22 protein-coding genes are annotated in these 23,544 nt (G+C 69.9%); 8 read left to right on the top strand and 14 right to left on the bottom strand.

What is annotated here, in order from left to right; translation table 11 throughout:
- Positions 1–1,602 carry a gamma-glutamyltransferase family protein gene (locus AAN986_RS27300; protein ID WP_047219051.1) on the top strand — a complete coding sequence of 534 codons (1,602 nt, stop codon included), beginning with the start codon at positions 1–3 and terminating at the stop codon, positions 1,600–1,602.
- Between the two features lie 22 nt (positions 1,603–1,624).
- On the opposite strand, the gene AAN986_RS27295 is transcribed toward AAN986_RS27300, so the two are convergent.
- From AAN986_RS27295 to AAN986_RS27270, 6 genes are read right to left on the bottom strand one after another with little or no spacing between them, the layout of a single operon-like run.
- Positions 1,625–2,266 carry a nucleoside/nucleotide kinase family protein gene (locus AAN986_RS27295; protein ID WP_047219052.1) on the bottom strand — a complete coding sequence of 214 codons (642 nt, stop codon included), beginning with the start codon at positions 2,264–2,266 and terminating at the stop codon, positions 1,625–1,627.
- A complete protein-coding gene (locus AAN986_RS27290) occupies positions 2,263–3,132 on the bottom strand; it encodes a sugar phosphate isomerase/epimerase family protein (RefSeq protein WP_047219053.1) in 870 nt (289 codons plus the stop codon). The genes AAN986_RS27295 and AAN986_RS27290 overlap by 4 nt, the downstream gene beginning before the upstream one ends.
- A complete protein-coding gene (locus tag AAN986_RS27285) occupies positions 3,129–4,166 on the bottom strand; it encodes an ABC transporter permease (RefSeq protein WP_047219054.1) in 1,038 nt (345 codons plus the stop codon). The genes AAN986_RS27290 and AAN986_RS27285 overlap by 4 nt, the downstream gene beginning before the upstream one ends.
- Positions 4,163–5,197, bottom strand: a complete 1,035-nt coding sequence (locus tag AAN986_RS27280) for an ABC transporter permease (RefSeq protein ID WP_047219055.1) — start codon at positions 5,195–5,197, stop codon at positions 4,163–4,165. The genes AAN986_RS27285 and AAN986_RS27280 overlap by 4 nt, the downstream gene beginning before the upstream one ends.
- Positions 5,190–6,689, bottom strand: coding sequence for a sugar ABC transporter ATP-binding protein (locus AAN986_RS27275; RefSeq protein WP_349335536.1), 1,500 nt, complete (start codon positions 6,687–6,689; stop codon positions 5,190–5,192). Before AAN986_RS27275 ends, AAN986_RS27280 begins: the two co-directional genes overlap by 8 nt.
- Before the next feature lie 13 nt (positions 6,690–6,702).
- Positions 6,703–7,692 carry a substrate-binding domain-containing protein gene (locus tag AAN986_RS27270; protein ID WP_047219057.1) on the bottom strand — a complete coding sequence of 330 codons (990 nt, stop codon included), beginning with the start codon at positions 7,690–7,692 and terminating at the stop codon, positions 6,703–6,705.
- A 177-nt stretch (positions 7,693–7,869) separates the two neighbouring features.
- Here AAN986_RS27270 and AAN986_RS27265 point away from each other — a divergent pair, with 177 nt between their 5' ends.
- Entirely contained in the window at positions 7,870–8,901 is a 1,032-nt protein-coding gene (locus AAN986_RS27265; RefSeq protein WP_241150412.1) for a LacI family DNA-binding transcriptional regulator, read from the top strand.
- 19 nt (positions 8,902–8,920) lie between these two features.
- Here the strand turns inward: AAN986_RS27265 and AAN986_RS27260 are convergent, their stop codons facing one another.
- The 3 genes from AAN986_RS27260 to AAN986_RS27250 all read right to left on the bottom strand — a co-directional run bounded on the left by AAN986_RS27260 (position 8,921) and on the right by AAN986_RS27250 (position 11,239).
- Positions 8,921–9,682, bottom strand: coding sequence for a DUF1828 domain-containing protein (locus tag AAN986_RS27260; RefSeq protein ID WP_034366420.1), 762 nt, complete (start codon positions 9,680–9,682; stop codon positions 8,921–8,923).
- Positions 9,679–10,143, bottom strand: a complete 465-nt coding sequence (locus tag AAN986_RS27255) for a hypothetical protein (RefSeq protein ID WP_016454004.1) — start codon at positions 10,141–10,143, stop codon at positions 9,679–9,681. Before AAN986_RS27255 ends, AAN986_RS27260 begins: the two co-directional genes overlap by 4 nt.
- Before the next feature lie 178 nt (positions 10,144–10,321).
- Positions 10,322–11,239 (bottom strand): LysR family transcriptional regulator, encoded by a 918-nt coding sequence (locus tag AAN986_RS27250; protein WP_047219059.1) that lies wholly within the window; start codon positions 11,237–11,239, stop codon positions 10,322–10,324.
- Positions 11,240–11,350: 111 nt separating this feature from the next.
- On the opposite strand from AAN986_RS27250, the gene AAN986_RS27245 reads away from it, so the two are divergent.
- The 3 genes from AAN986_RS27245 to AAN986_RS27235 all read left to right on the top strand — a co-directional run bounded on the left by AAN986_RS27245 (position 11,351) and on the right by AAN986_RS27235 (position 14,266).
- Positions 11,351–12,586 (top strand): alpha-hydroxy acid oxidase, encoded by a 1,236-nt coding sequence (locus tag AAN986_RS27245; protein ID WP_046986859.1) that lies wholly within the window; start codon positions 11,351–11,353, stop codon positions 12,584–12,586.
- Positions 12,587–12,637: 51 nt separating this feature from the next.
- Positions 12,638–13,624, top strand: a complete 987-nt coding sequence (locus AAN986_RS27240; RefSeq protein ID WP_047219060.1) for a tripartite tricarboxylate transporter substrate binding protein BugE — start codon at positions 12,638–12,640, stop codon at positions 13,622–13,624.
- Between the two features lie 138 nt (positions 13,625–13,762).
- Positions 13,763–14,266 (top strand): carboxymuconolactone decarboxylase family protein, encoded by a 504-nt coding sequence (locus AAN986_RS27235; protein WP_012202723.1) that lies wholly within the window; start codon positions 13,763–13,765, stop codon positions 14,264–14,266.
- A 15-nt stretch (positions 14,267–14,281) separates the two neighbouring features.
- Here AAN986_RS27235 and AAN986_RS27230 read toward each other — a convergent pair whose 3' ends face one another.
- The 5 genes from AAN986_RS27230 to AAN986_RS27210 form a co-directional block, all read right to left on the bottom strand.
- Positions 14,282–15,262: a tripartite tricarboxylate transporter substrate binding protein gene (locus AAN986_RS27230; RefSeq protein ID WP_206424547.1), complete on the bottom strand. Its 981-nt coding sequence runs from the start codon at positions 15,260–15,262 to the stop codon at positions 14,282–14,284.
- A 42-nt stretch (positions 15,263–15,304) separates the two neighbouring features.
- A complete protein-coding gene (gene tcuB / locus AAN986_RS27225; protein ID WP_047219061.1) occupies positions 15,305–16,510 on the bottom strand; it encodes a tricarballylate utilization 4Fe-4S protein TcuB in 1,206 nt (401 codons plus the stop codon).
- Between the two features lie 141 nt (positions 16,511–16,651).
- Positions 16,652–18,067: an FAD-dependent tricarballylate dehydrogenase TcuA gene (gene tcuA / locus AAN986_RS27220; protein WP_016449567.1), complete on the bottom strand. Its 1,416-nt coding sequence runs from the start codon at positions 18,065–18,067 to the stop codon at positions 16,652–16,654.
- 87 nt (positions 18,068–18,154) lie between these two features.
- Positions 18,155–19,117 (bottom strand): LysR substrate-binding domain-containing protein, encoded by a 963-nt coding sequence (locus AAN986_RS27215; RefSeq protein WP_047219062.1) that lies wholly within the window; start codon positions 19,115–19,117, stop codon positions 18,155–18,157.
- Positions 19,118–19,173: 56 nt separating this feature from the next.
- Positions 19,174–19,980 carry an IclR family transcriptional regulator C-terminal domain-containing protein gene (locus AAN986_RS27210; protein ID WP_034366431.1) on the bottom strand — a complete coding sequence of 269 codons (807 nt, stop codon included), beginning with the start codon at positions 19,978–19,980 and terminating at the stop codon, positions 19,174–19,176.
- A 143-nt stretch (positions 19,981–20,123) separates the two neighbouring features.
- On the opposite strand from AAN986_RS27210, the gene AAN986_RS27205 reads away from it, so the two are divergent.
- The 3 genes from AAN986_RS27205 to AAN986_RS27195 are packed head-to-tail and all read left to right on the top strand — an operon-like array spanning position 20,124 to position 23,534.
- Positions 20,124–21,161 (top strand): tripartite tricarboxylate transporter substrate binding protein, encoded by a 1,038-nt coding sequence (locus AAN986_RS27205; protein ID WP_047219063.1) that lies wholly within the window; start codon positions 20,124–20,126, stop codon positions 21,159–21,161.
- Between the two features lie 56 nt (positions 21,162–21,217).
- Positions 21,218–22,717 carry an AMP-binding protein gene (locus AAN986_RS27200; protein ID WP_047219064.1) on the top strand — a complete coding sequence of 500 codons (1,500 nt, stop codon included), beginning with the start codon at positions 21,218–21,220 and terminating at the stop codon, positions 22,715–22,717.
- 31 nt (positions 22,718–22,748) lie between these two features.
- Positions 22,749–23,534, top strand: a complete 786-nt coding sequence (locus AAN986_RS27195) for a citryl-CoA lyase (protein WP_047219065.1) — start codon at positions 22,749–22,751, stop codon at positions 23,532–23,534.
- Positions 23,535–23,544 lie beyond the last annotated feature (10 nt).

Below are 23,544 nucleotides of genomic sequence, written 5' to 3'. Positions count from 1 at the left end.
ATGACAAGCACTGTTACGGACTGGACACTTCCCTACGCCTCGCACCGCTCTTCGGTGCTGGGCCGCAACATGGTCTCCACCTCGCAGCCGCTGGCCGCGCAGGCCGGCCTGTCCATGCTGCTGGCCGGCGGCAATGCGGTGGATGCGGCCATTGCCACGGCCATGGCGCTGACCGTGGTCGAGCCCACGGGCTGCGGCCTGGGCAGCGATGCCTTCTGCATCCTGTGGGACGGCAAGGAATTGCACGGCCTCAATGCCTCGGGCCGCTCGCCCGAAGCCTGGACGCCCGAGTACTTCGCCGCGCTGGGCGGCATCCCCGAGAAGGGCTGGAACGCCGTCACCGTGCCCGGCGCCGTCTCGGCCTGGGTGGAGCTGTCGCGCCGCTTCGGCAAGCTGCCATTCGAGCAACTGGCCCAGCCCGCCATCCGCTATGCGCGCGACGGCTTTGCGGTCTCGCCCACCATTGCCACGCTGTGGGCGCTGGGCGGAGCCAAGCTCGGCGACCAGCCCGGTTTTGCCGAATGCTTCCTGCCCGATGGCAAGGCCCCCAAGGCGGGCGAGGTCTTCCGCAGCGAAGCCCATGCGCGCACGCTGGAGGAGATCGCCGCCACCCGGGGCGAGTCCTTCTACCGTGGCGCACTGGCGCGCTCGATGGCCGAGCACGCCAAGGCCTGCGGCGGCGCCATGACCGAGGCCGACCTGGCCGCCCACCAGGCCGACTGGGTCGGCACGGTGTCGCAGACCTTTGGCGATTCGGTGATCCACGAGATCCCGCCCAACGGCCAGGGCATTGCCGCGCTGATGGCGCTGGGCATGCTGGACGCACTGGGCGTAGGCGCCGAGCCGCTGGACGGCGTGGAGTCCGTGCACCTGCAGGTCGAGGCCATGAAGCTGGCCCTAGCCGACCTGCACGAATACAACGCCGACGGCGACCACATGCGCGTCGAATCCGCCCATCTGCTGGACGCCGGCTACCTGCGCGAACGCGCGGCGCTCATTGACCGCGAGCGCGCCAGCGCGCCCACCTACGGCGCACCGCGCCCCGGCGGCACCGTCTACCTGGCGGCGGCCGATGCCAGCGGCATGATGGTCTCGTTCATCCAGTCCAACTACATGGGCTTCGGCTCGGGCGTGGTCGTGCCGGGCACCGGCATCAGCCTGCAAAACCGCGGCCACGGCTTCACCACGCAAGCCGGCCATGCCAACGAGGTCGCGCCACGCAAGCGCCCCTCGCACACCATCATCCCGGCCTTTGCGATGAACGCCGACGGCACGCCCCAGATGGCCTTCGGCGTCATGGGCGGCCCCATGCAGAGCCAGGGCCACCTGCAGATGGCCCTGCGCGTGCTGCGCTACGGCCAGAACCCCCAGGCCGCCGCCGACGCACCGCGCTGGCGCGTGACGGGCGGCAAGGGCGTGGCTGTGGAGCCCGCCTTCGACGCCGAGGTTGTCGCCGCCCTGCGCGCACGCGGCCACGAAGTCACGATCGAGGAAGGCCATGGCGTCTTCGCCTTCGGCGGCGCGCAGCTGGTGCTGCGCGACGGCGACCACTACATCGGCGGATCGGACCCGCGCAAGGACGGGGGCGTGGTGGCGTTCTGAGCGGGGGCTGTGTTCTGCAGCCTCACCCCCAACGCAACACCCAATCCGCCCGCCCCCGCGTTGCCGCAATGCGGCGCGCATTGGGCTCGTCCACCTGCGCCACCCAGTCGCGTGCGGCCTGGGGGCTGCGGCCGTGGAGTTCGTGGCGGCGGGTCAGGCGTTCGATGCGAAGGCGGTCGTCCATGTCCACGTACCAGACCTCGTCCAGCAGCGCGCGCACGGCATGCCAGTGTGTGCCTGACGCATCCTGTTCCTCCATCAGCAGGTAGTTGCCTTCGGTGATGACCAGGGGCACGCCGGGCGCGATGGCGATGGCGCCTGCAATGGGCTCCTCGATGGCGCGCCGGAATTCGGGGGCGTAGACCGTTTCACCGGCCACGGGCGCGCGCAGGCGGCGCAGCAGGGCCACGTAGCCGGCCGAGTCGAAGGTGTCGGGCGCGCCCTTGCGCTGCGCGCGGCCCAGGCGCTGCAGCGCGGACTGCGCCAGGTGGAAGCCGTCCATGGGCACGGCCGCCGCCTGCGGGCCCAGCGCCTGCAGCAGGGCGGCGCAGACCGTGCTTTTGCCTGCGCCGGGCGGGCCCGCCAGGCCCAGCAGGCGTCGGGGGCCGGAGCGCGCCAGCGCAAGCGCACGCGCCAGGGCTTCGGGCGGCAGGATGGCCGTCATGCGCGTACCTGCTGCGCGCTGGCCAGCCCGTCGGCCATGAAGCCGCGTGCGTGCAGGGCCAGGTCCATGCCGTCTTCCCACATGGGGCGCCAGATGGCCAGCGCGTTCGACAGCTGCTCGTTGACGATGGCCGACGAGAAGCTCTCGAAGGTGACGGTGCCCTGGTAGCCGATCTGCGCGAGGGCACCGAAGAACTGCGCGAAGTCGATGTGGCCCGCGCCCAGGTAGCCGCGGTGGTTCTCGCCGATGTGCACATAGCCCAGCCGTTGTCCGCAGGCCAGCACGGGGGCGGCGAGGTCGGCCTCCTCGATGTTCATGTGGTAGGTGTCCAGGTGCACGCAGACATGGGGCTGGCCGACTTCGTCGATGAACTCCAGCGCCTGCGTGGCCGTGTTCAGCAGATTGCTTTCGTAGCGGTTGACCACCTCCAGGCCCAGCGTGACGCCGCGCTCGCCCGCGAAGTCGGCAATGCGCCGTACGGCCTCGATCGCGTTGCGCCGGCCCTGCAGCGTGCAGGGATGGCCGTATTTCGCCATGGCGCCGTAGAGGATGCCGCCAAAGTAGCGCCCGCCCAGGCGCGCCGTGATGTCCACGCCCTCTTGCAGCAGCGCCAGGCCGCGCGCGACCACGGCGGGGTCTTCGCTGGAGACATCGGCCTCGAAGGTCAGGCCCCGCGAGCAGCCCACGCCCAGGCCGTGCTCCTGCAGCAGATCACGCGTGAGCGCCAGGTCCATGAGCCGGGGGCCGTGCAGGGACAGCTCGACCAGGTCGTAACCGGCCTGGCGCGTCTGCTCGATCACATGGCGGGTGGAGGCCGGCGACAGGTCGCCGGCCCAGACAAGGGCGTGGATGCCGAGGGGGTTCATAGGGGCTCCGGTTGGACGCTGCGAGAGCGCGAAGGGGAGGGTTCGGCGGGTGCCCGGGCACGGCCCCGCCAGCGCGCCAGCAGGTGGCGCGCGGCCACGGCGGCGATCATGGTGGCGCCCCACAGGGCCTGCGTGAGCTGGGCATTGGCGCCCAGCAGGTTCACCCCGCTGGACAGCACCTGCAGGATGAGCAGGGCGACGAACAGCCCCGACACCCGGCCGAAGCCGCCCATGGGATCGGTGCCGCCCAGGATGGCCGCAAGCACCGTGACCAGCAGGTAGGACTGGGCGTAGCCCGCGCTGGCCGAGTTGAAGCGCGCCATCATCAGCACGGCCGCGATCCAGCACAGCAGCGTGGACAGGGTGTAGACGCCGATCAGCACGCGGCGCGTGTCGATGCCCGCATGGCGCGTGGCCTCGGCATTGGAGCCGACCATGCGGATGGCCAGCCCGTGGCGTGTGCTGCCCAGGTACAGGCCCACCAGCATGCACACGGCCGCGAAGATCCAGAACGGCAGCGGCAGGCCCAGCCACTGGGCGGAGCCCAGGGCCTGGAAGGCCTCGGGAAAGCCTGCAATGGGCTTGCCGCGCGTGAGCCAGACGCACAGGCCGTTGATCAGCGACATGGTGCCCAGCGTGACGAGGATGGGATGGGCGTTGACGCGCGCCACCAGCCAGCCGCTGGTCAGCCCCACCAGCAGGCTGGCGAGGGCGCCCACGGTCAGTGCCGCGCCGATGAGCAGGCCCTCATGGCCCGACAGGTCCAGGCCCAGCGCCGACAGGCCTCCCACCAGCACCCAGGCCATGGCCAGGCCCGCCATGTTGGCGCTGGCGACCACGGCCAGGTTGATGCCGCCACTGATCAGCGGCAGCATCTGTGCCAGTGCCAGCAGGCCCAACTCGGGGATCTGCAGCAGCACCGATTGCAGCGTGCCCAGGGTGGCGAAGCTGCCGGGCAGCAGCAGCGTGAACACGGCGCACAGCAGCGCCAGCAGCGCGATCAGGCCCAGCGGCGCGCCAGTGCTGCGGTTCATGGCGCGGCCCCCGCCAAAGGCGCTGCAGGAGTGGCGTCAGCGCTGCGCTGCTGGTTGCGTCGCTGCGTGCGCCGCAGTCCCGTTGCGGCCGCGCAGGCCAGCACCACGGCGCCCAGCAGCACCTGGAAGAAATACGGCGACACGCCCATCAGATTCAGCCCGTTGCGCAGCACGGCCAGCAGCAGCACGCCCATCAGCACACCGCCCACGCTGCCCGTGCCGCCGAACAGGCTGGCGCCGCCCAGCACGGCGGCCGCGAGCACGAACAGCTCCGTGCCGACCAGGGCGTTGGGCACCGACTCGCCCACGCGGTGCGCCTGCACCAGGCCTGCGATGGCCGCCATCATGCCGAGCCAGCCATAGGCCACGCCCTGGATGGCGCCCAGCCCGATGCCCATGCGGTGCGCGGCCTCGGGGTTGCCTCCGAAGGCGTACAGGCGCCGCCCCAGCGCGCTGCGGCCCAGCAGCAGCGCCGTCAGCAGGGCGGCTGCGCCGGCCACGGCGATGGGCAGGGTCAGGCGCACGGGGTCTGCGCCGTCGGCGCTTGCGAAGCGGGCCAGCACCACGGAGTCGCTCCACCACGACGGCAGGTCGTAGATGGACCGCCCGCCCGTGCCATGCATCAGCAGCGCGAAGTACAGGTTCAGCGTGGAGATGGTGATGATGATGGAGGTGGCGCGCAGGCGGTGGATGAGCAGGGCATTGAATGCGCCCAGCGCCAGTCCCGTGGCCAGGCCCAGCGCGATGCTGGCCGCCGGTGTCCAGCCCAGGCGTGTGGCCGCGAGGGCCGCAAGGTACTGCGCCACCGTGGCCGTGGCGGCAAACGAGATGTCGATGCCGCCCGCGACCAGCACCACCAGCAGGCCCACGGCCATGATGGCGGTGACCGATGCGCCCTCGGCCACGTCCATCCAGTTGCCCAGCGTCCAGAAGCCCGGCGCCAGGGCGCCGAACAGCAGGGCCATGGCGGCAATGGCCAGGCCCAGCCGGGCCACGGGGTGGTGCAGCAGCGCGTGTGCGTGTTCAGGCATGGACGGCCTCCTCGATCTGGCTTTCGGAATGCACCCCCGGCACGAACTCGCCGGCCATGCGCCCGCCGAGCATGTGCAGCACGCGGTCGCAGTGGGCATGGACCTCGGCCACCTCGTCCGAGATGACGATCACCGCCATGCCCTGTGCGGCGAGCCCGTGCACGATCTCGAAGATGCCCTGCCGGTTGCCGATGTCCACGCCCACGGTGGGCGAGTCGAGAATCAGCAGGCGTGGCGCGGTCGCCAGCCAGCGGGCCAGCACCACGCGCTGGGCATTGCCGCCGGACAGCTGGTGCACGGGTGCGTCCAGCGCGGGCAGGCGCATGTGCAGGCGGTCGCGCCACTGGGCTGCGGTGGCGGCGCGGCGGCGGGCGGGCAGCCAGCCCAGCGGGCCAGACAGGCGCGGCAGCATGGCCAGCACCAGGTTGTCCTGCACGGACTGGCGCAGGTTCAGGCCGATGGACTGGCGGTCCTCGGGCACATAGGCAATGCCCGCCGCCATGGCATCGCGGTTGCTGCGCAGCGCCAGCGTGCGGCCGCCCAGGCGGATGCTGCCGCGATCGGGCCTGCGCATGCCGAACAGGCCCAGGGCCAGCTCGGTGCGGCCCGCGCCCAGCAGCCCGGTCAGGCCCAGGATCTCGCCCTCGCGCACATCGAAGCTCACGTCCTCGTAGTCGCCGTCGCGGCCCAGGCCGCGCACTTCCAGCAGCGCGGGCGCGGCGGACATGTCGCGCGCATGCAGGCGCTCCTCCACTTCCTGTCCGGTCATCAGCGCGGCCAGTTGCCGGCCCGACAACTGTTCCGCGGGCCAGGTGCCCAGCTTGCGCCCGTCGCGCAGCACGGTGACGCGGTCGGCGATCTCCATGACCTCGTCCAGCTTGTGGCTCACGAAGACGATGGCCATGCCATCGGCCTGGAGCCGGCGCACCACGGCCAGCAGCGCATCGACCTCGGCACGCGTGAGCGAGGCCGTGGGCTCGTCCATGAACAGCAGCCTGGCCCGGGCCGCCATGCCCCGGCAGATGGCCACAAGCTGGCGGCCCGCAATGGGCAGGTCGCCCACCCGCGCATCCAGCGGCAGCGCAATGCCCAGGCGCCGCAACACGGCCTGGGCGGCTTCGCGCTGGCGCCTGCGGCGCACGGGCGCCCACCAGCGGCCCATGGCCTGGTCGAAGGCGATGTTCTCGGCCACGCTCAGGTTGGGAAACAGCGACAGGTCCTGGTAGATCACCTGAATGCCCAGGGACTTGGCCAGCGCCGGGTCCAGCCGCTGCACGGGCTGTCCGCCGATGTCGATGCGCGCGCCCGGCTGCGGCGCGTGCACGCCGCTGAGCACCTTGATCGCCGTGCTCTTGCCGCTGCCGTTGCTGCCCATCAGGCAGTGCACCTCGCCGGGCATCACGTCCCAGTCCAGCGCATGCAGCGCCGTGGCGTCGCCAAAGCGCACGGTGACCGCCTGCATGCGGACCAGCGCCGTTGTGGTGGCATCCATGGCAGCGCGCGGCTCACAGGCCCAGGCCGACCAGCCGGTCTATGGTCTGCCGGTTGATCGGCTCCAGCCTCTGGCCCTGAATGTTGCGGCGCTCGCGGTCCACCTGGACATTGCCCAGGCCCGGTATCTCCATGCCGTCCGTGGGCTCGCGGCCGTCGATCAGCATCTTGCCCACATGCACGATGACCTCGCCGGCCAGCGCGGGGTTCCAGATGAAGCCTTCGCGGATCACGCCGTCGCGCACCAGCTTCGCGCCCTGGCCCGGCGAGAACGAGCCCACCACGGCAATGCGGTCGGCTTTGCGCGCATCGGCCACCGCGCGGCCCGCGCCAATGGGGCCCTGGCTGCCGAAGGCCAGGAAGCCCTTGAGGTCAGGGTGGGCGCGCATCAGGTCCTGGGCGCTGCGGTAGGAGTCGTCCAGGCTCTCGGCCACGCCGAAGCGCTCGGACACCAGCTGCATCTTCGGCCACTGTTTTTTCTGGTGGGCGATGGCCGCATCGGCCCAGGCGTTGTGCAGCGGCACGGTCAGCGAGCCCACGAAGACCACGTACTTGCCCTCGCCACCCATGGCCTTGCCCAGGCTGTCCATGTGGCGCTCGCCAAAGCCCGCGACGCTGCTCAGCTCGATGTTCCAGTCGGCGCCCTTCTGGGCGGGCGACTCGTGCGTGAGCACCTTGATGCCCGCGCTGCGCGCACGCCGGAACACGGGCTCCAGTGCCCTGGCATCGTTGGGCACCACGGCGATGACCTTGCTGCGGCGCGCGATCAGGTCCTCGACCGCGCGCACCTGCTGGGCCGCATCGGCCTCGGTGGGGCCGACCATGCCGCTGGAGATGCCCAGCTCGCGGCCTGCCTTGCGGATGCCGGTCTCCATGGCGTTGAACCACGGAATGCCCCCGACCTTGGCCACCACCGACACATCCTCGGCACCGGCCGCGCCTGCCAGCGCCGCCAGGGTGCAGGCCAACAGTGCTCTTGAGAACCGGCTGAATCCATGGAACATGGCGCTCCTCCCTCTGTTTTGCACAATCGATTGCGCAAACTATAGACAGATGGACTTCCATTGCCGATGCGGGATTTCCCGGGCCGCTGTTGCGTGCCGGCTCCGGTCCGCCCGAATCGCTGCCGCAGCGGCTACGATGGCCGCCGAGCGCTCCCGTCCCAACCCCTGCAGAGCACCGTGAACCGCCCCCGAACCTCCACCATCTACGACCTGGCCGAACTGGCCGGCACCTCGGCCTCGACGGTCAGCGCCATCCTCAACGGCAGCTGGCAGTCGCGGCGCATCAGCGAGGAGACCGCGCGCCGCGTGCAGCAGCTCGCCCAGGAACACAGCTTTGCCGTGAACCGCCAGGCCAGAGGCCTGCGCCGCCAGCGCTCGGGGCTGATCGGCATGGTGATTCCCACGCACGAGGACCGCTTCTTCGGCGCGCTGTCCCAGGCCTTCGAGCGCCTGGCCCACGCGCGGGGCCTGTGCCCGCTGGTGGTCAGCACGCTGCGCGACGGCGCGCTGGAGGTGGAGACCGTGCGCTCGCTGATCGCCTTTCGCGTGGAGCACCTCATCGTCACGGGCGCCACCCGGCCCGACGCCATCAGCGCCGAATGCCGCCAGGCCGGCGTGCGCCATGTCAACGTGGATCTGCCCGGGAAGAAGGCGCCCTCCGTCACCAGCGACAACCGCTGGGGTGCGGCCGAACTCACGCGCCTGCTGCTGGCGCGCTCCAGGCCCCCGGCAGGTGCGCCGCAGGACGCCGTCTGCTTTCTGGGCGGCGTCCGCAAGGAGTACGCCACCGAGCAGCGCCTGGCCGGCTTTCGCGAAGCCCTGGCGCCCCACACGCCGGTGGCGGACGAGCACATCGTCTGCTGCGGCTACGACCCCGAAGCGGCCCGCCTTGCCATGGCAGCGCTCTACCAGCGCCTGGGCGGCCTGCCGCGCGCCCTGCTGTTCTCATCGGGCATCACGCTGCAAGGCGCCATCCGTTTCCTGCGTGGACTGCCCGATGCGGAACTGGCGCAATGCAGCTTTGGCAGCTACGACTGGGACCCCTATGCCGAATGCCTGCGCTTTCCGGTGCACATGGTGCGCCAGAACGTCGAAGGCCTGATGGCCGAGGCCTTCCGCGCCATCGACGGCGAAGGCCTGCGCGCGGGGCAGGTGGTGCAGGTGCGGCCGCAGTTGGTGGAGTGGGGGATTTTGAGTCCCCCGCCATAGGTTCAGGGCTTTTGCCTGCTCAGTGCACGATCGCAGCGCTTGCAGGGTCTGCAGGGACAAGCTTGCTGAAGTGGATCACGTCGCTGACGATGCTTCTGAAGACTTGCTGGGTGTTTTTGGCGGCCTGTTTGTCGAATCTGTCATCGATCACGACCACGATGTTTTCGCCGTCATTGGTTTGCCGGTTGGTGATGTCCACCAGCTTGTAGAGGGCGGGAGCCGCAGACTGCTGCGTTGGCTTGACGGCCAGATACCCAGAGCCTTCCATCTTGAAGTCCAACTCATGCCGCTTGCCCGAGCTTCCAAGGTATTCGGGCCTAAGTTGCAGCTCCTTGCCGGGGTACCTTTGGAGCAGGGCTTGTGCTACCTCCGTGGCAAATGCCGATCCATCGGCGTCCACGCCCTGGTGCTCCATCTCCCAATGGGTGATGGCTACAAGGCAGGAGATGTACCGTGCAAAGGCGTCGGCGGACGACGAGTCCGTTGACAGGATCTCTATGACGCCCTTGGCATTGAGCGAGGCCCCGTGTTTGCTCGCCAGGTTGCTGAGGAACCTCAGCTTGTGCCCTGACGAGAAATTCATCCCTCTGCCAATGAAGTGCAGGACGGTCTGGCCATCGTCGAAAAACCGATGTACGTCGTTGTCGAAACTCTGCACATACACAGGCACGGGGTCGCCATCGGCAAAACAGAAGGGCGTGTTGATCCTTGCAAGCGTGCCTTGCTCGTTGATGGGCTGGCACGCAAACCCGGTCAGGTTGAGAAGGTTCTGGCAGATCATGGTTGGAGCCTCAGCTGTTCTGGATCCTCAAGTGCGGGCCTGAATTCGATGTTGGTGCGTTGACAGAAAAATGCGAAAACATCATGGAAAGTCCGCCATGACTTCCACTCCGGAACAGGGTTTCGTGCATCTCCCAGATGCTCATGCGCCTGATCGTGCCAATTGTCGGGGTTGTAGCTTTTCGTCGTGATCTGCAATTGGTAAACCCTTGCCTTGGGCTGCTTCTTCATGTGACGGAACACACTCATCTTCAGGGTGATGAGCCCAGTATCCGAAGAGCGATAGAAGTTCAACTGGACCACAAGGCCTGTCCCCTTGCCGCTGTCCGTTACCAAGCCCTGTTCAAAGTTGAACGCTCCCTGTGGCTTATCCAGTAACTTCCAATCGTCGGCCTCGGCGTCGTCGCAATAGTGACGTTCTGACAGTATCTGGCGAGCCTCCGCCTCGTCAAGACTATCCACCCTCTCCTCCTTTCATGTTGTTTGTGCAGGAGTTGCCGACAGCCAGCGCAGTGGCGCTGCTCACCTCCTGCCCTTGGTCACAACCGCGCTCGCCCTTTGATTCTGGAGTGCGCCGACCTTGACGCATGTTGTATCGCATCAACGCGATCAAGGGTATTGCGTCTGGATCCATTGGCCTTCATCGCCCTGCACCCACCAACCCCGGCATCACCGTGAAATCCACCTGGGCCTGCGCCAGTTGCTGCATGGCCGGGATCAGGGCGCGGGCGTCGCCGCGCCGCCATTGGAAGGCGTAGTGCAGGGGAGCGAGGGCGGCCTTGGGATGGGCGCCCCCGACGGCGCGCAGGCCCAGGGCGGCGATCCAGCCGGTGGGCAGGAAGCCCACGCCCAGGCCGGCGCGCAGCATGCCGGCCACGGCGCCCCAGCTGTTGCACAGGATGCGCTCGCGCACGCTGGCGCCCTGGGCCAGCAGCCAGTCGTCCAGCAGGCGCGTGGTGCCGGCCTGCGGGGGCAGGGTGACCAGCGCATGGCGCTGCAGCAGGGCCGTGGCGCCCAGGCGGCCCGCGCCTGCCAGGCCGGGGGCCACGGCCCAGGCAAAGCGTGCGGCGCCCACGGGGCGGGACAGCAGGCTGCTGCGCGAGGAGCGGCCCGCGATGACGGCAAAGTCCAGTTCGCCGTCGTCCAGGCGCTGCTCCAGCACGCCGCCCACGTCCACATGGGGCTCCAGCACCAGCTGCGGATGGGCCTGGCGCGCGGCGGCCACGAAGGCCGGCAGCCAGGTCAGCGCCGACAGGTCGCCCACGCCGAAGCGGCAATGGCCGGCCAGCGCCTCGCGCGTGTCCAGGGCCTGGCCCAGCGCGGCCATGGCGTTGAGCACCTCCAGCGCGGCGGGCAGCAGGCGCTGGCCGGCGTCGGTGAGCACGGCACGGTGGCCGCTGCGGTCGAACAGCGGCTGGCCCAGCGCGGTCTCCAGTTCCGTGATGCGCTTGGACAGCGAGGACACGGACAGGTGCACGCGCTGCGCGGCCGTGGCGAAGTTGCTGCAGGTGGCGGCCCACCAGAAGGCTTCGAGCTGCTTGACCGAGGGTGTGGACATGGGCTTGTCATTGGCAAAAAGCGAACAAGTGCATTCTAAATAATCCACTTTCATTCAATGGATGCGCGGCCTACAGTGGCGCCGGTTCCTGAACATTCCGAGGTCCGCACCATGGCCGCCATCGCTTCCTCCTCTGCCTCTGCCTCCACGCCTTCGGCACCCGCCCTGCCGGCGCCGCGCGCCCCGGCCGTGCTGCGCCGCATGCTGTCGCTGCATGATTTCGAGGAGGCCGCGCGCCGCAGGCTGCCCCGGCCCATCTTCGGCTACATCGCCGGGGCGGCAGAGGACAACGCCTCGCTGCGCGACAACCGCGAGGTGTTCGGCGAATGGGGCCTGACCACGCGCGTGCTGGCCGATGTGTCGCAGCGCTCGCAGGCCGTGGAGCTGTTCGGTGAGCGCTATGCCAGCCCCTTCGGCATCGCGCCCATGGGCATCAATGCGCTGTCCACCTACCGGGGCGACCTGGTGCTGGCGCGCGCGGCCCAGCGCGCGGGCATTGTGTCGGTGATGAGCGGCACCTCGCTGATCCCCATGGAGGAGGTGGCGCGCGAGAGCCCGGCCACCTGGTTCCAGGCCTATATCCCCGGGGACCAGGCCCGCATCGACGCGCTGATCGACCGCGTGGAGCGCGCAGGCTTTCGCACCCTGGTGGTGACGGTGGACATACCGATCTCCGCCAACCGCGAGAACAACATCCGCACCGGGTTTTCCACGCCGCTCAAGCCCAGCCTGCGCCTGGCCTGGGACGGCATGGTGCGCCCGGGCTGGGTGGCCGGCACGTTCCTGCGCACGCTGCTGCGCCACGGCATGCCGCATTTCGAGAACTCGTTTGCCACGCGCGGTGCGCCCATCATGTCGTCCAGCGTGATGCGCGACTTTTCGGCGCGCGACCACCTGAGCTGGCGCCACATCGAGGCCATCCGCCGCCGCTGGAAGGGGCCGCTGGTCATCAAGGGCGTGCTCAGCGTGGAGGACGCGCTGCAGGCCCGGCGCGTGGGGGCCGACGGCATCGTGCTGTCCAACCATGGCGGGCGGCAGCTCGACGGCGCGGTGTCGGCCATGCGCATTCTTGAGGACGTGGTGGCGGCCCTGGGGCCGGACTATCCGGTGCTGATCGACGGGGGCTTCAGGCGCGGCTCCGATGTGCTCAAGGCCGTGGCGCTGGGCGCGCGCATGGTGCTGGTGGGCCGGCCCTTCAACTATGCCGCCGCCGTGGGCGGCGAGGCCGGCGTGCTGCACGCCATCGGCCTGCTGCGCGACGAGGTGGACCGCAACCTGGCCATGCTGGGCGCCTCCTCCTGCGGCGCGCTGGACCGCTCGCACATCGTGCGCCGCGCATCGGCCTGACAGAAACCTCCACCGTCCGTTCAAAACACAGCCATTCCCAGGAGACATCCCATGAACCACTTCACTTCACGCCGCAGCCTGTGCGCCCTGCTGCTGGCCGCAGGCGCCGCACCGGGCGCCATGGCGGCCGATGCCGGCGCCTATCCCACGCGCCCGGTGCGCCTGATCGTGCCGTTTGCGGCCGGCGGCACCACCGACATCGTGGCGCGCGCGATTGCGCCGCGCATGGCCGAGGCGCTGGGCCAGCCGCTGGTGGTGGACAACAAGGGCGGCGGCGGAGGCGCCATCGGCGCGCACGAGGCCGCGCGTGCCCAGCCCGACGGCTACACGCTGGGCGTGGCCACCGTGTCCACCACGGCCACCAATCCGGCCATCAACCCGCGCCTGCCCTACAACCCGCTCACCGATTTCACGCCCATCACCAACATTGCGGCCACGCCCAATGTGCTGGCCGTGCATCCGGGCTTCAAGGCGCAGAGCTTTGCGGCCTTCGTGGAGGAGGTGAAGAAGAACCCCGGCAAGCATGCCTACGGCACGGCGGGCACGGGCTCCATAGGCCACATGCTGATGGAGCTGATGTCCAGCCGCTCGGGGCTGTCGCTCACGCATGTGCCCTACCGGGGCTCGGGCCCGGCGCTCAACGATGCGGTTGCGGGCCAGGTGCCCATCGTCTTCGACAACCTGCCCTCGGCCCTGCCCTTCATCAAGGCGGGCCGGCTCACCGCGCTGGCGGTGGCCGCGCCCGAGCGCCTGGCCCAGCTGCCCCAGGTGCCCACCTTCAAGGAGCTGGGGCTGGAGCCGGTCAACCGCAGCGCCTTCTATGGCATCTACGGCCCCAAGGGGCTGTCGCCCGAGATCGTGGCGCGCCTGCATGCGGCCGCCCAGCGCGCACTGGCCAGCCCCGAGGTGCGCCGCCAGATCGAGGACACGGGCTCGCGCGTGATCGGCAACCGCCCCGAGGAGTTCGCGCGCGAGATCGCGGCCGAGAACGCCGTGTACCGCAAGATCGCCACGGAGCGGCGCATCGTGGCGGATTGAGGGGCAGCCGGCGGAAGGGAGGATAGGGGCTGCGAAAGAATTTTCGCCAACGCTGTCACAACGCGCACGCCCCGTGCGTCTTGAAGGTATGGGCCAGCCATTCCGGCCGGCTGCTACATCCCTCAAGGAGTGTTTTCCATGACCGCTTCGTCTTCCGCCGCCACCGGCGCCCGTCCTCTTGCCGCCCCCACGCCGCGCCTGAACTTCCAGGCCGTGGCCCCCGAGCTGTACAAGGCCCAGGCCGGCATCAACGCGCTGCTCAACCAGTCCAGCCTGGGCATCCAGCTGCTGGAGCTGGTGTTCCTGCGCGTCTCGCAGATCAACGGCTGCGCCTTCTGCGTGGACATGCACACGCGCGAACTGCTGTCCCGGGGCGAGGACCTGCAGCGCATCAACAGCATCGTCACCTGGCCCGAGGTGGATTTCTACGACGGGCGCGAGCGCGCCGCCCTGAACTGGGCCGAGCGCTGCACGCGCCTGAGCCAGGCCCATCCCGAGCAGCAGGACTTCGAGGCGCTGCGCCCGCATTTCAGCGAGCGCGAGATGGTGGAGCTGACCTATGCCATCGGCAGCATCAATGTCTGGAACCGCCTGTGTGCGGGCTTTGCAGCGCCCGTGGCACGCAAGCCGATCAAGCTCTGAACGTGCGCAAGCCGCTCACTCCGCCGTGAGCTTTCGCTCCTTCACCAGCCTGCCCCACTGCTCGTACTCCTTCTTCATGAAGGCCGCGAACTCGGCGCGCGTGGCGGGCTGGGGGGTGAGGCCGTGCTTGTTCAGCGCGTCCTTGACGCCGGGGTCATTGAGTACCTTGACGATCTCGGTGTTCCAGCGGTCCAGCATCGGCTTGGGCGTCTTGCCCGGTGCCACGAAGGCATACCAGTTCAGTGCCTCGAAGCCGGGATAGCCGGCTTCGGCCACCGTGGGGATGTCAGGCATGTACGCCGGGCGCGTGAGGCCCGTGGTGGCCAGCGGGATCAGCTTGCCGGCCTCGATGTGGGGCAGGGCCGTGGGCGGCGCTGCGAAGTAGCTGGTCACGCGCTCACCCAGCAGGTCCTGCAGCGCGGGCGCGCCGCCCTTGTAGGGCACGTGCACCATGTCGATGCCCGCGCGCTGGTTGAACAGCTCGCCTGCCAGGTGGGAGGCCGAGCCCGCGCCCGTCGAGGCGTAGTCCACCGTGCCCGGGTTCTTCCTGGCCTTGGCCACGAACTCGGCCAGGGTCTTCACGCCCGCGCCCTTGTGCACCACCAGCACGTTGGGAAAGTTCACGCCGCCCGAGATGGGCGCCAGGTCCTTGAAGGGGTCGTAGGGCAGCTTCATCAGGTGCGGCGCAATGGTCAGCGGCCCCACCGAGCCGAACAGCAGCACCGAGCCGTCGGCCGCCGCATTGGCCACCTGCTGGTGGGCGATGTTGCCGCCCGCGCCGCCCTTGTTCTCCACCACCACGCTCTGGCCGATGTTCTCGCCCAGCTTCTTGGCGATCAGGCGCGCGGCCGCATCGGCGGCGCCGCCGGCGGCGAAGCCCACGACCAGGGACACGGGCTTTTTGGGAGGAAAGTCCTGGGCCTGCGCACTGGCGGCCAGTGCGAGCAGGGAGGCGGCCAGGGCGCTGGCGTGCAGGAAGTTGCGCTTGTTCATCATGGGGTTGTCTCCGTCATTGGCTGGGAATCGGGGCGGATGCGGCTAGTCGGCACCCAGCCCGATGGGGCTGGGCTGGCGCTTTTCGGTGTTGTGGCGCAGCAGGGATGCCGTGCGGAACACGCCGTGCGCGAACTTGCCGTAGGGCAGGGTGGCGAACAGGGCGATCACCGCGCCCAGGTGCAGGCACAGCAGCAGGGCCAGGGCCGGCGTGCCGCGGCCCAGCCACAGCGCCATGCCGCTGGCCGCGACCAGGAACAGCAGGGCGATGAAGCCCAGGTCCATGGGTTTCTGGCGCGCGTCGCCATGCAGCGGGTGGCGCCTGCGGTTCAGGCGCCACAGGCCTGCGGTGCCCAGCATGAGGCTGGTGCCGCCCACGGCGCCCAGCAGCTTGGGCAGGCTGGGGAATTCGTAGGGCGCGGCCCAGCCGAACACGTAGTGGTAGACCGTGGCCAGCGCCGTGGCCGCAAAGCACAGCATGAATCCGTAGAAGGTCAGGTGGTGAAAACGCCTGCGGCTCAGGGTGTAGGCATCGTCGTCGTTGTGGCAGCCCTCGCCGTGGCCGCCGTCCAGGTATTTGAGGCGCAGCACGTCCTGCGCGGCCTCGGCCGCCGCCGGCGTGCCCACGTCCACGCCGCCGGTGGCGGGCTTGACGTCCTTCCAGAAGCGGCGCACGCCCATGGCCAGCGCCAGCACCACGAACAGGAACACGGGCGCGAAGATGCCCACCAGCAGGTTGTGCGGGAACAGGTTGTAGAAGTTGGCGCCCAGGTCGGCGCCCCACAGCCGGCCCGGGCCGCCCTGCAGGGCCACGGCCAGCACCAGGAACAGCGACAGGCCTGCGGCCAGGGCCAGCGACAGCGTGAGCCCGTTCCTCTGGTACAGGCGCCCCAGGGCGGGTGGCCAGGCGTAGTCGGCATAGGTCTGGCCGCGCACCTCGGCCATGGCCTTGGGGATGTTGATGGCGAATTCATGCGGCGGCGCGTACTGGCAGGCATGCAGGCAGGCGCCGCAGTTGTGGCACAGGTTGGCCAGGTAGTGCACATCGGCCTTGCCGAACTCCAGGCGCCGCGTCATGGCCGGGAAGACCGCGCAAAAGCCTTCGCAGTAGCGGCAGGCGTTGCAGATCTGCAGGGCACGCGCCACCTCGCCTTCGGCGGCCGTTTCGGTGGAGACCGGCAGGATGGGGATGACCCGGCCTGCGGCCAGGTCCTGGGCTTCTTGGGCCAGGGCGCTAATTGTGTTTTGCATATGTGTCGTCCATGGGGTTGGCTTGCCGCCCGCAGCGCTTGAAGTAGGCCTGCTCCTGACCAGGGACAGCGAGCAAGGGCCGCCCCGCAGCGAGGCTGTCGTCCCCCTTGGGGGATGGCGCGCAGCGACTCAGGGGGGTCTTCATCTCACTGCGCCGCGCACGGCGGGTTGTCCGGCGGCGGCAAGGGCCGCGTTGCGGCCCGCGATGCGGCCGAAGGCCGTGCCGATGGACATGCCCACGCCGGCCGTATAGCCCTTGCCCAGCACGTTGCCGGCCATCATTTCGCCGGCCACGAACAGGTTGGTGCTGGGCTGGCCGGCAAAGCGCACGGCCGCCGTGTCGTCGGTCTCCAGGCCCAGGTAGGTGAAGGTCACGCCGGGGCGCAGCTGGTAGCCGTAGAAGGGCGCCGTGTCGATGGGGCGGGCCCAGTGGGTCTTGGCGGGGGCCAGGCCCTCGGTATGGCAGTCGTCCAGCGCCGTGTGGTCGAAGTGGCCGACGCGGCAGGCGCCGTTGTAGGCATCCAGGGTCTGCATGAAGCGGTTTTCGTCCAGGCCCAGCTTGCGTGCCAGCTCGGGCAGGGAGTCGGCGCGCACGCCCGGGAAGACCGGCGGCATGAAGCGGCCTATGGCCTTGGCGTCGATGACGGACCAGGCGGTCTGGCCCGGCTGCTGGGCCACCAGGCGGCCCCAGATGGCATAGCGCTTGGGCCAGAAGTCCTCGCCCTCGTCATAGAAGCGCTCGGCCTCGCGGTTGACCACCACGCCCAGCGAGACGCAGTCGATGCGCGTGCAGATGCCGCCGTCGTACAGCGGCGCGCGCGCATCGATGGCCACCATGTGGGCCTGGGTGGGGTCGCCGATGCGGTCGGCGCCATGGTCTTCGAGCAGGTGGCGCAGCAGCACGCCGCGGTTGAAGGCCGTGCCGCGGATCAGGAAGTTGTCGGACGGCCATTCGCCGCGCGCGTTCTGCCCCCAGGCTTCGCGCAGCCACTCGCGGTTGGACTCGAAGCCGCCCGCCGCCAGCACGCAGGTCTTTGCGGTGATGCGCTGCGCGCCCACCCAGGCGGCCTTGAACTCGCCGCCCTCGATCTCCAGCCGGTCCACGGGCGACGCGTAGCGCACCTGCACGCCCAGCCGTTCGGCGCTGCGGTAGTAGGCATTGACCAGGGCCTTGCCGCCGCCCATGAAGAAGGCATTGGTGCGCGCCACGTGCAAAGCGCCCGACAGCGGCGGCTGGAAATGCACGCCGTGGCGGCGCATCCAGTCGCGGCAGGTGGAGGAGGCGCGGATCACCATGCGCGCCAGGTGCTCGTTGGTGATGCCGCCCGTGACCTTGAGCAGGTCCTGCCAGAACTCCTCTTCGGGGTAGGCCTCGACCAGCACGTCCTGGGGCGCGTCGTGCATGCAGCGCAGGTTGCGCGTGTGGCCGGAATTGCCGCCGCGCCAGTCGCGCGGCGCCGCCTCCAGCAGCAGCACGCTGCGGCCTGCCTCGCGCGCCATCAGGGCCGCGCACAGGGCGGCATTGCCGCCGCCTATGACCAGGACATCGGGGTCCATGGAGTTCTCCTTGCATTCGCCATCGTGGGGATTGCGAATGTAGGGAGAACGCCGCCCGGCGGGCAGGGGCCCGCCGGCATGGGGGTATCAGTCTTCGTGATGGATGAGGGCCGTGCCGGCCCAGGCGCCGCCGCGCAGCAGCTGGCGCACGCAGTCGATCAGCACCACGCGCGCGGCCAGGGCGGCGGGCGACAGCTCATCCTCGGACAGGCTGCACAGCAAGTTGGTGCGCAGGGCATCTTTGTCCGTGATACGCGACCACTCGAAGCGCTGCGCGGCATCGGCATAGCGGCCCATGGAGGCCCAGGGCTGCACCGTGCTGCCCAGGCCCGCATCCACGGCCGCCATGACCATGGACAGCGAATCCACCTCCAGCACCAGATGCGGCGTGAAGCGCGCCTGCGAGAAGGCCGTGTCCAGCGTGCTGCGCAGGCCGTGCAGGCCCGTGGGCAGGATCAGCGATTCGCCGGCCAGGTCGGCCAGCGCCATCTGCGGCGGCAGCGGCTCGGGGTGGTGGCCGCGCGCGCGGATCAGGAACAGCTCCTCCTCGATCAGCGGGTGCACCTGCCAGCGCCGCCCGCCTGCGCGGGCCTGACCGCCGTGCAGGCGGGCGTCGAACAGCACGGCCATGTCCAGCGCGCGCGCATTGAGCATGTCGGTCAGGTGGCCGGACATGCCCTCCACCATGTGCAGGCGCACATCGGGGTAGCGCGTGCGCATGGCCTGCATCATGGGCAGGCCCAGCATGGCGGAGGTGGTGGGCGCCAGGCCCACGCTGACCGAGCCCGACAGCCGCGCCTGCTGCGCGCTGCGCACGGCCTGCTCGGCATGGCGCAGCGTGAGCTGGGCCTCGCGGAAGAAGGCCACGCCCGCCTCGGTGGGCACCACGCCGCGCGGCGTGCGCTGCAGCAGCCGGGTGGACAGCTCGCTTTCCAGGCGGCTGACCTGCTGGCTCAGCGCGGACTGGACCATGTCCAGGTCCAGGGCGGCGCGGCTCATGGAGCCCAGTTCGACGATGCGGACGAAGTAGCGGAGTTGTCTCAGTTCCATGGGGGCGGCGCTTGTGGTGTGCAGCGCCGATTGTCGGTGCAGACCGGGGCTTGGCCTCAGATGCCGCGCGGCAGCAGGGCCGCCAGGGCCTCGCCTATCGAGCGCGCAATCAGCTTCTGGCGCTCGCCGGGCATGCGCTCCAGCGTGGAGGCCACGCTGACGGCGGCCACGGGCTCGCCTTCGGCATTGCGCACCGCCATGCCCACGGCCAGCACGCCGCGCGTGGCGTGGTTGCCGATGACGGACCAGCCGCGCTGGCGCGTGGCCTTCACCAGCAGGGCCATGCGCTCGGGCGTCATGCCGCCGTACTGCTCCAGCACGGGCGCGTTGGCCGCCATCGCGGCCTGCACCTCGGCATCGGGCAGGGCGGCCAGCAGGGCCAGGCCCGCCGCTCCCACGCCCAGCGGCTGGCGCGTACCCACCTGGATCACCAGGATCTGCACCGGATGCGTGCCCACATGGCGGGCGATGCAGTGCGATGCCGCGCCTTCGCGCACGATGGCAAAGGCCGCGTCCGCGCAGCCCGCGCTCACGCGCTCCAGCACGGGCTGCAGCCGCACGGCCATGTTGGGCTGGCCCGCGCTGGCGGCCGTGGCCGCCAGCCGGTGGCCGGCCGCATAGCCGAAGCGCCCCCTGTGCGCCACATAGCCGCTGTCCACCAGGGTGGACAGCAGGCGGTACACCGTGGCGCGCTCCAGCCCCGTGGCGCGGCACAGGTCAGCGACGCGCAGGCCCTCGCGGCCTGCGGCCAGCACGGCGTCCAGCACCTGCAGGCCACGGCGCAGCGTGCGGCTGCCGGCATCGTCGGCGGAGAGTGGAATGTCCGCTGGCCGGACGTTTGGATTGGTGCTGCGCGAAGCCATGGAAAAGAATTTCCCGGTGATTGCAGGCAGGGCAGAAAAGGGCCTGCGTGCAGCGCGCAGTGTGCCGCAGGCCGTCGAAAGCCCACACAGGCAGACATGAGCAGACATCAGCGGACATCAGAACGATCACCTGGAGACAAGACATGACAACCCCTGCCCGTTTCAATCCGTGGGCGCGCCGGCGCCTGCTGGCCTGTTCCTTCACCTGCGCACTGGCCGGCATGGCCGCCGCGACCGTCGCGACCGTGGCGTTGGCGCCCGCGCCCGTGCTGGCGCAGCCGGCGGCCTGGCCGGCCCGGCCCGTGCGGCTCGTGGTGGGCTACGCGGCCGGCGGCGCCACCGATGTGATCGCGCGCCTGGTGGCCGCCCGGATGGGCGAGCAGCTGGGCCAGAGCGTGGTGGTGGACAACCGCACGGGCGCCAACAGCAATGTGGGCGCCGAGGCCGTGGCGCGGGCGCCTGCGGACGGCTACACGCTGTATGTCTACACCATTGCCAACACCATCAATGCCTCGCTCTACCCCCGGCTCGGCTATGACCCGGTCAAGGACTTCGAGCCCATCGGCCTGATCGCCAAGATTCCCAACATCCTCGTGGTCAACCCGCGCCTGCCCATACAGAACGTGGCCGACTATGTGCGCTACGCCCGGCAGAGTACGCGGGGCATCAGCTTCGCCTCGTCGGGCAGCGGCTCGTCGATCCATCTGTCGGGCGAGATGTTCCGTCAGCTGTCGGGCCTGCGCATGCTGCACGTGCCCTACCGGGGCAGCGCACCGGCCATCACCGACCTGCTGGGCGGGCAGGTGGATTCCATGTTCGACAACGCGCCCTCGGCCCTGCCCCATGTGCAGGCCGGCAAGCTGCGCGCGATCGCCATCACCAGCGCCCGGCGCTCGGCGCTGCTGCCCGATGTGCCCACGCTGGCGGAGTCGGGCTATGCGGGATTCGACGTGCAGTCGTGGTTCGGCCTGGCCGCCCCCGCGGGCACGCCGCCCGCCGTGATCGAGCGCCTGAACCATGCCCTGAACACCGCCCTGGCCGCACCCGAGCTGCGCCAGCGCCTGGGCGAGATGGCCGCCACGCCCGAGCCCGGCACCCCGGCGCAGATGCGCAGCTTTGCGGCGTCGGAGATCAAGCGCTGGCGCGAGGTGGTCAAGGCCTCGGGCGCCACCGCCCAGTAGTTCGGCACACGTTCGGCAAAAGCTCAACACAACCGCCCCACAAGGAGACGACCCCCATGCAACCCATTGATTTTTTCTGGCGCGCGGCCGAGCGCTGGCCGCAGCGCATCGCCATCGACGCGCCGGGCGGCTGCATCCGCTACGACGCGCTGGCCCGCAAGGTGGCCGCGCTGGCGGCCGGCCTGCAGGCGCTGGAGCCCGCCGTGCAAAGCCGCGTGGGCATCTGCGCGGGCAACAGCGCAGACCATGTCGCCGCCCTGCTGGCAGTGATGGCCAGCGGCAAGGTCTGGGTGCCGCTCAATCCCAAGAGCACGCAGCCCGAGGTGCGCCGCATCATCGATGCCACCGAGCCTTCCATCGTGCTGTGCGATGCGGGTGGCGCTGCACTGGTGCAAGGGGCGCCGGGCATCCACCTGGTGCTGGGCGAGGGCACGGCGGCCCTGGAGCAGGCGCAGACCGGCGCTTTGCCTGTGATGCCCGACCTGCCCGCCGATGCCATCCAGGCCATCAAGTTCACGGGCGGCACCACGGGCCTGCCCAAGGGCGTGATGCAGCCCTGCCGCGCCTGGATGGCCGGCATTGCCAACCAGATCCAGGCCTGGGGGTTCGATGAGCATGACCGCTACGTCATGGCCGCGCCCATCACGCATGGCACGTCCACCTACCTGCTGCCCATCCTGGCGCAGGGCGGCTGCCATGTGCTGCTGGACGGTGCGGGTGCCGAGGCCGTGCGCAGCGCCTTTGCCCTGCGCGGCGGCACCGTGTGCTTCATGCCGCCCACCCTGATCTACATGCTGATGGCGCTGCCGGGCGCCAGCCGTGCGGACTTCCCCGGCCTGCGCCGCCTCATCTACGGCGGCGCCGCCATGCCGCCCGAGAAAATCCGCCAGGTGCGCGCCTTCTTCGGCCCCGTGCTGGCCACCACCTATGGCCAGACCGAGGCGCCGCAGATCCTCACGGCCATGCGGCCCGAGGACTTCGAGGACGAAGGCCTGTGGACCTCCGTGGGCCGGACCACCTGGTTCAGCGACCTGGCCATCATGGCGCCCGACGGCCGCCTGCTGCCCCGGGGCGAGGTGGGCGAGGTCGTGGCGCGCGGCGATCTGCTGATGAGCGGCTACTGGCGCCTGCCCGGCAAGACGGCCGAGACCCTGGTGAACGGCTGGCTGCACACGGGGGACCGGGGCCTGATCGATGCGCAGGGCTACCTGCACCTCAAGGACCGCCTGAAGGACCTGGTCATCACGGGCGGCTTCAACGTCTATCCCGTGGATGTGGAAAACGCCCTGGGCCAGCATCCGGCCGTGCACGAGTGCGTGGTCTTCGGCATCCCCGACGATCACTGGGGCGAGGCCGTGCAGGCCGCCGTGCAATTGCGCGCCGAACTGCGCCCCGACCAGCGGCCGGACGAGGCCGAACTGATCGCCTTCGTGCGCCAGCGCCTGGGCCCCGTGCAGACACCCAAGCGCATCCACTTTCACGCCAGCCTGCCGCGCTCGCCCGTGGGCAAGCTGCTCAAGACGGCCGTGCGCGAGCTTGCGCTGGCGCCCCGTTGATCCCGCACACCATCACAAGGAAACCCTGGCCATGGCAACCTCCCAACCCCCCGTCACCCGCCTGTGCACCCACACCCTCACCAGCCTGCATTACCGCGATGCCGACCTGGTCGAGGACCTGATGGGCAAGAAGACCTTCACCGAGGTGATGCTGATGCAGATCCTGGGCCGCACGCCGCGCCCCGTGGACCTGCGCATCGCCGATGTGGTGCTCATCGTGCTCATGGAGCATGGCCTCACGCCCAGCGCCATCGCCACGCGCCTCATCTACATGAGCGCGCCCGAAAACCTGCAGGGCGCCGTCTCGGCCGGCCTGCTGGCCGTGGGCAGCTCCTTCGTGGGCACCATGGAGAACTGCGCCGCGCTGCTCGACCGCATCGCCGCCGCCGCCGACCCCGAGGCCGAGGCCCGCGCCATCGCCCAGCACCACAAGGCGTTGAAAAGCCCCGTCCCCGGCTTTGGCCACCACCTGCACAAGCCCGTGGACCCGCGCGCCTACAAGCTGCTGGACATGGGCCGCGCCGAACCCGAACTGGCGGGCAGCAGAATCCGCGCGCTCGAAATCCTGTCCGCCGCCGTGGACGCCGCAGCGGGCCGGCCCATCACCATCAATGCCACGGGGGCCGTGGCCGCCCTGCTGGGCGAGATCGGCGTGCCCACGGCCGTGATGCGCGGCTTTGCCGTCATCTCGCGTGCGGCCGGGCTGGTGGCGCATGTGGTGGAGGAGCAGCAAAGCCCGTCGGGCCGGTTCATCTGGGAAACGGTGGAGGAAGCCATCCGCTACGCGGGGCATGCAGTTTCCGCGAACGCTGCGTGAAGCAATGACC

This window comes from Delftia sp. DS1230 (genome assembly GCF_040112715.1).
Classification (GTDB): Bacteria; Pseudomonadota; Gammaproteobacteria; order Burkholderiales; family Burkholderiaceae_C; genus Comamonas; species Comamonas tsuruhatensis.
This window is presented reverse-complemented; position numbering and strand designations above follow the sequence as displayed.

What these genes read in the sequence shown, in the direction of transcription:
- AAN986_RS27300 (WP_047219051.1), top strand. Translation starts at nt 1, where the DNA reads ATGACAAGCACTGTTACGGACTGGACACTTCCCTACGCCTCGCACCGC.
- AAN986_RS27295 (WP_047219052.1), bottom strand. Translation starts at nt 2,266, where the DNA reads ATGACGGCCATCCTGCCGCCCGAAGCCCTGGCGCGTGCGCTTGCGCTG.
- AAN986_RS27290 (WP_047219053.1), bottom strand. Translation starts at nt 3,132, where the DNA reads ATGAACCCCCTCGGCATCCACGCCCTTGTCTGGGCCGGCGACCTGTCG.
- AAN986_RS27285 (WP_047219054.1), bottom strand. Translation starts at nt 4,166, where the DNA reads ATGAACCGCAGCACTGGCGCGCCGCTGGGCCTGATCGCGCTGCTGGCG.
- AAN986_RS27280 (WP_047219055.1), bottom strand. Translation starts at nt 5,197, where the DNA reads ATGCCTGAACACGCACACGCGCTGCTGCACCACCCCGTGGCCCGGCTG.
- AAN986_RS27275 (WP_349335536.1), bottom strand. Translation starts at nt 6,689, where the DNA reads ATGGATGCCACCACAACGGCGCTGGTCCGCATGCAGGCGGTCACCGTG.
- AAN986_RS27270 (WP_047219057.1), bottom strand. Translation starts at nt 7,692, where the DNA reads ATGTTCCATGGATTCAGCCGGTTCTCAAGAGCACTGTTGGCCTGCACC.
- AAN986_RS27260 (WP_034366420.1), bottom strand. Translation starts at nt 9,682, where the DNA reads ATGATCTGCCAGAACCTTCTCAACCTGACCGGGTTTGCGTGCCAGCCC.
- AAN986_RS27250 (WP_047219059.1), bottom strand. Translation starts at nt 11,239, where the DNA reads ATGTCCACACCCTCGGTCAAGCAGCTCGAAGCCTTCTGGTGGGCCGCC.
- AAN986_RS27245 (WP_046986859.1), top strand. Translation starts at nt 11,351, where the DNA reads ATGGCCGCCATCGCTTCCTCCTCTGCCTCTGCCTCCACGCCTTCGGCA.
- AAN986_RS27240 (WP_047219060.1), top strand. Translation starts at nt 12,638, where the DNA reads ATGAACCACTTCACTTCACGCCGCAGCCTGTGCGCCCTGCTGCTGGCC.
- AAN986_RS27235 (WP_012202723.1), top strand. Translation starts at nt 13,763, where the DNA reads ATGACCGCTTCGTCTTCCGCCGCCACCGGCGCCCGTCCTCTTGCCGCC.
- AAN986_RS27230 (WP_206424547.1), bottom strand. Translation starts at nt 15,262, where the DNA reads ATGATGAACAAGCGCAACTTCCTGCACGCCAGCGCCCTGGCCGCCTCC.
- tcuB (WP_047219061.1), bottom strand. Translation starts at nt 16,510, where the DNA reads ATGCAAAACACAATTAGCGCCCTGGCCCAAGAAGCCCAGGACCTGGCC.
- tcuA (WP_016449567.1), bottom strand. Translation starts at nt 18,067, where the DNA reads ATGGACCCCGATGTCCTGGTCATAGGCGGCGGCAATGCCGCCCTGTGC.
- AAN986_RS27215 (WP_047219062.1), bottom strand. Translation starts at nt 19,117, where the DNA reads ATGGAACTGAGACAACTCCGCTACTTCGTCCGCATCGTCGAACTGGGC.
- AAN986_RS27210 (WP_034366431.1), bottom strand. Translation starts at nt 19,980, where the DNA reads ATGGCTTCGCGCAGCACCAATCCAAACGTCCGGCCAGCGGACATTCCA.
- AAN986_RS27205 (WP_047219063.1), top strand. Translation starts at nt 20,124, where the DNA reads ATGACAACCCCTGCCCGTTTCAATCCGTGGGCGCGCCGGCGCCTGCTG.
- AAN986_RS27200 (WP_047219064.1), top strand. Translation starts at nt 21,218, where the DNA reads ATGCAACCCATTGATTTTTTCTGGCGCGCGGCCGAGCGCTGGCCGCAG.
- AAN986_RS27195 (WP_047219065.1), top strand. Translation starts at nt 22,749, where the DNA reads ATGGCAACCTCCCAACCCCCCGTCACCCGCCTGTGCACCCACACCCTC.